This window comes from Paenisporosarcina sp. P4_E4_2, from assembly GCF_056401595.1.
In genome coordinates this window covers 1-4,625 of the sequence record NZ_JBFUJC010000253.1, presented here as the reverse complement: position 1 = coordinate 4,625, position 4,625 = coordinate 1, and the positions used below count along the sequence as shown (strand labels likewise).

At 44.8% G+C, this 4,625-nt stretch carries 2 protein-coding genes; one reads left to right on the top strand and one right to left on the bottom strand.

The window, feature by feature from the left end; translation table 11 throughout:
* Window positions 1-1,143: beta-ketoacyl-ACP synthase II (gene fabF, locus AC1DSB_RS14780; RefSeq protein WP_477586988.1), on the top strand; the 1,143-nt coding region annotated here is incomplete at its 5' end.
* 727 nt (window positions 1,144-1,870) lie between these two features.
* Here fabF and AC1DSB_RS14775 read toward each other — a convergent pair.
* Window positions 1,871-4,625: outer membrane protein assembly factor BamB family protein (locus AC1DSB_RS14775; protein ID WP_477586987.1), on the bottom strand; the 2,755-nt coding region annotated here is incomplete at its 5' end.

Below are 4,625 nucleotides of genomic sequence, written 5' to 3'. Positions count from 1 at the left end.
GGTATATCCCTTATTGATACATTTGATGTTACTAATCATAAGGCAAAAATTGCAGGTGTCATACGAGATTTTGATGCAGATGAAATTTTTGGAAAGAAAGAAGCAAGACGTTTAGATCGCTTTTCTCAATTTTCTTTGGCTGCAGCCGAACAAGCTTGGACAGACTCTGAGTTAGACCTCAAACGTATAGACGGAGAAAGGTTAGGCGTATACGTAGGTTCAGGTATAGGGGGACTTGAAACCTTAATTGAAAATATTGATGCGCTTAGACAGAAGGGACCAAGAAGAGTCAGCCCAACTCTAGTACCTGCCATGATTTCTAATGCTGCTGCTGCACAAATTAGTATCCAATGGAACGCCATGGGACCTTCTATGTCTCCTGTTTCCGCATGTGCAATTGGAAATACAGCTATCGGAGAAGCCTTTAGACTAATCCGTTCTGGAGAAGTTGACGTTATGTTTGCGGGTGGAACAGAGGCAGCTATAACAGACTTATCAATAGCAAGCTTTGGTAATGCTACAGCATTATCAACAAGAAACGACGATCCAACTAAAGCTAGTCGTCCATTTGATGAAAATCGAGATGGATTTGTCATGTCAGAAGGAGCTGGAATTCTAATCTTAGAATCCTTATCTCATGCTTTACGTAGAGAGGCAAAGATTTATGCAGAAGTCATTGGATATGGTGCAAGTTCAGATGCACACCATATGGTAGCTACACACCCAGAAGGTAGAGGGGCCAATCTTGCAATGAGATCAGCTTTAAAAAATGCCAATATATCTCCTGAGGAAATTGATGTTATTAGTGCCCATGCAACAAGTACAAAAGTGGGGGACATCTCTGAAACGATGGCTATTAAGCAGCTATTTGGAAAGCTAGCTTATCAGATTCCAATAACAGCTAATAAATCTATGCTTGGTCATATGTTAGGGGCAGCTGGTGGAGTTGAAGCAATTGCTTTAGCAATGAGCATAAAGGAAGAGATAGTTCCTCCAACAATTAACTTAGAAAATCCTGATCCATTATGTGATCTAGATTATGTACCGTCTGTTGCTCGCCAAGTGAAAATAAATATGGGGCTATCTAACTCATTTGGTTTTGGAGGTCATAATGCGGCTATTGTTTTAAAAAAATACGAGTGAATAAACTTTCTCTCGTAAATCTAACCGTTTCCTCTAGAAACGGTTAGATTTATTCAATTAAATGGCCCTTTAGTTGAGTAACTTTATTGCTACTCAATAGTTCCTTAATCCGCGCTTTCCGTTCAGAACTTCTTTTCACTTTTCACTATAAAAACACCCCTTTATATAAACAGATCCAAAGGGGCAAAACATCGCTACTTTTTTATAAACGTCGCGATTTTATTCAAAACATCGCGTCTTTTTTAAAAACATCGTGACTTTATTTAAAAACAGCATCTTGTGTAGTAGCCTGGTTTTGCGCTACATGGATGGCTAACTGCTTAGTTTAAGCTGCCTTTACACGGAGCTTTTTCTTAATGGTAATGAAGTTAATGACTTCACTATAGTAGCATTTGATAGTTAATGCAGAGGGTGATTATGGCGGGTTAGTGCGGAGTGGCAATAGGGGGCGTTCTTTTCTTTAAGCCGTTTGCGTTGTCGCGCCTTCGGTTTTTTTGTTTACCTTCCTGATGTCCCCTAGTTCAACTTTTAACTGAAGGTGATCACTTCCTCATCCGGAAGTATGTCAACCAATGTGCAAGGGCATCCCCTTTCAAATAAAACATTTACTGCCCAACATTCACTTAAAAAAGGGGTGCCGAAAACTCCGGCACTCCTTTTCATTAGGGTCAATTTAATGAGTATTCTATCAAACTATAAAACAGTCAAGTAAAAGTGGATGTATAGATTACTCTGCTGCATTTGGATCCAATGTTTCCAGCTGTGTTGCCCACCGCTCAATATTAGCTGCGGGGTTCGTTCCTTCGGCAGGATAGTCGGTGATGTGGTACCAGCTGATTGTCCGTTTTTCGCCTGCTGCTACACTTGCATCAAAGGAGGCACCGAAAATATAACCGAAGGCACTGATCCCAGTTGGTTTGTCTTTGACCCAGGCAATCCCATGTGCCGGGCTGTTTATAGCGGTTTTAGGCCCATCATACACATAATTCCCCGTCCATCCGGAAGTCTTGAAGCCGGGATTAACGTTTGCAAAACCTGGAACTATTGCCGTGTCATCAGAACTGTCTGGATCGAGTAAATATTGGAAGTATCCTTTGAAATCTTTTGTTCCGGTATTTTCTAATTCCAAGGTTAGCTTGGCCACCGGTGCATCCGGAAGCAATTGGTAGGTGACCGACGTCTTGATGGACGGATCAATTTGTGCTTCTCCGGAAGCTTTTATTGCGTTTCCTAAGGTCTCGATTTTAGGAAGAGACAGCCATTCTCCAGAACGGTTCCATGGAACTTGTGGATCATTCATAGTCGGTGAAAGGATTAACTCGCTCCAATCCAAGGTTTCCATGGCATTATCATCCTGTAGGGCAAGGTCGCCTAGCCATCCTGGCTGGAAAGTACCTGCCTGATTATTGGCAGCCACTTGTGTAGAGATGGTCGCCTCTACCTTGTTATTGATGATGTAATGGTACGGGTTGCCTGTTGTTGCGTCCAAGCGGGTGCTTCCTGCATGAAAATCTGGAGCTTCCTGAGATTCTCCTGCAATCGGCTCGGTGATAGCGTTTAGCTTTAGTTCCTTCGTTTCATTTTTCCCCTCTACCATCGTGACAGTAAGAGAAGTGTCTGAATGAAACCCTCTTCGTTTTGTAGAAAGAGTATATTTGCCTGGCTTTAATCCGATTAGGTATTGGCCATCAGCATTGGCTACTGAAGTCTGGCGGTTCCCCTCGGTATCGGTCGCTACAACGGTCGCACCGGATACCGGTTTTCCGGTATCAGCATCCGTCACCTTACCAGTTACTCGCGGCCATCTTTGGGCAGATTTTCCTCCAGGTGTGTATGCATAAAGGTTTCCATCATGAGCACCAACAACAAGCGTATTTCCTGAAATCGCAGGGGAAGATGCCACCCAAGCTCCAATTTCATGATGCCATAATGGCTGTCCTGTTATTCGGTCAAGCGCATAAAGCTTTCCGTCGTTGGAACCGATGAAGATGGTTTCTCCACTAACGGCCGCTGATGAAATGATTCCGCCATCCGTACGATATTTCCATTTTAAAGAACCTGTGCCCGCGTCTATTGCAGCAACGTTTCCGTCAGGGAATCCCATGTAGACGACTCCATCCGCTACAGCAGGGGAGGAACCAGTTGCCTGACCATGAATGTAGGATTTATCGGAGCTCTTATAGCGCCATAGCTCGTTGCCTGTCGAGGCGTCGAGTGAGACGATTAAACCGCCCTGGTACCCCATAAACACACGGCCATCTGAGATGGAAGGCATGGAGTGCATCCAGCCGCCTGCTGGTTTTTTGCGCCAGATTTCCTTGCCTGTAGTAGCGTCAAGAGAGATCAGCCAGCCGCCGTCTGCACCAACAAATACCTTGCCATCTTGTACTACAGGTGTGGATTCAACGATCCAGCCGCCTGCTAAAGGAGCATTCCATAATTGTTCGCCGGTTTTGGCATCAAGCGCCATGATTGCACCACCGCTGCCTGTGCTGTATGCCTGGTATAGGACTCCATCGGCTACTGTTGGAGAATAATACATCCAGGATCTCTGTACTTGATCCTTGCCAACGGATTTTTCCCAAATCCTTTCCCCGGTTTTTGCATTCATCGCATAGAGTGTGCCGCGAATCGAATTCGCATAAACGACTCCGTCTGCTACTGCTGGGGATGCTTGGACCTGGGCATCTGCTTTTACTGCCCATTTCTTTAGGCCGGTTTCCAGGTCAACCGCATGGATAGCAATTTGGTCCGTGCCGTTTTCATCACGTGTCCCGATATAAACCATTCCATTTGCAATGGCAGGGGAGGAGGTAAGAATCGTACCTGGTGTCCGGTAGGTCCAACCTAATCGCATACCCGCTTCGAGTGTATCTTTTGTCTCTCCGGTATGCTGGGCATTGCCATGGAACATCGTCCAGTCAGAACCGCCCTTAGGTGAGATAGGCTGAGAGTCTACGATGTTGAACGTGTTGTTTTTAACCCAAACCTTTCCTGCATCGTCGGTTACCCTAACTTCTATGGCATGCTTGCCTTTTGATGCTTTTTTAGCATTCCATTGGGTAAACCAGGCCATTCCGCTGCTTTGTTTCAGTTTTTTCCATGAGTCGCCATCTACTCTGTATTCCACTTTAGAGACATTGCTTGTCGTATTATAGGCATTTACCAATATGTCCACTTTGCCCTTTGGAACATCGCTTCCGGCCGCTGGATGGACAATCGATGCGCTTTGTTTAACGTCATACATCTTATAGTTTGCATTCTTGTGGTCGCCCTGGAAAGAAACCATCCGGAATCCGTTCGGTGACTGATCAATCGTATAAGCACTTGAAACAGTCGTTACATGGTTAGCACCTGGAATGGTATCTTGTGCCACATCGTTAACATGGGTATGTCCAACCATCACCAGTCGTGTCTGATACTGGCTAAGTAGTTCAATAAACTTCTTCGTGTTATCAGGTGACGGGGTTTCCGGTGTATTC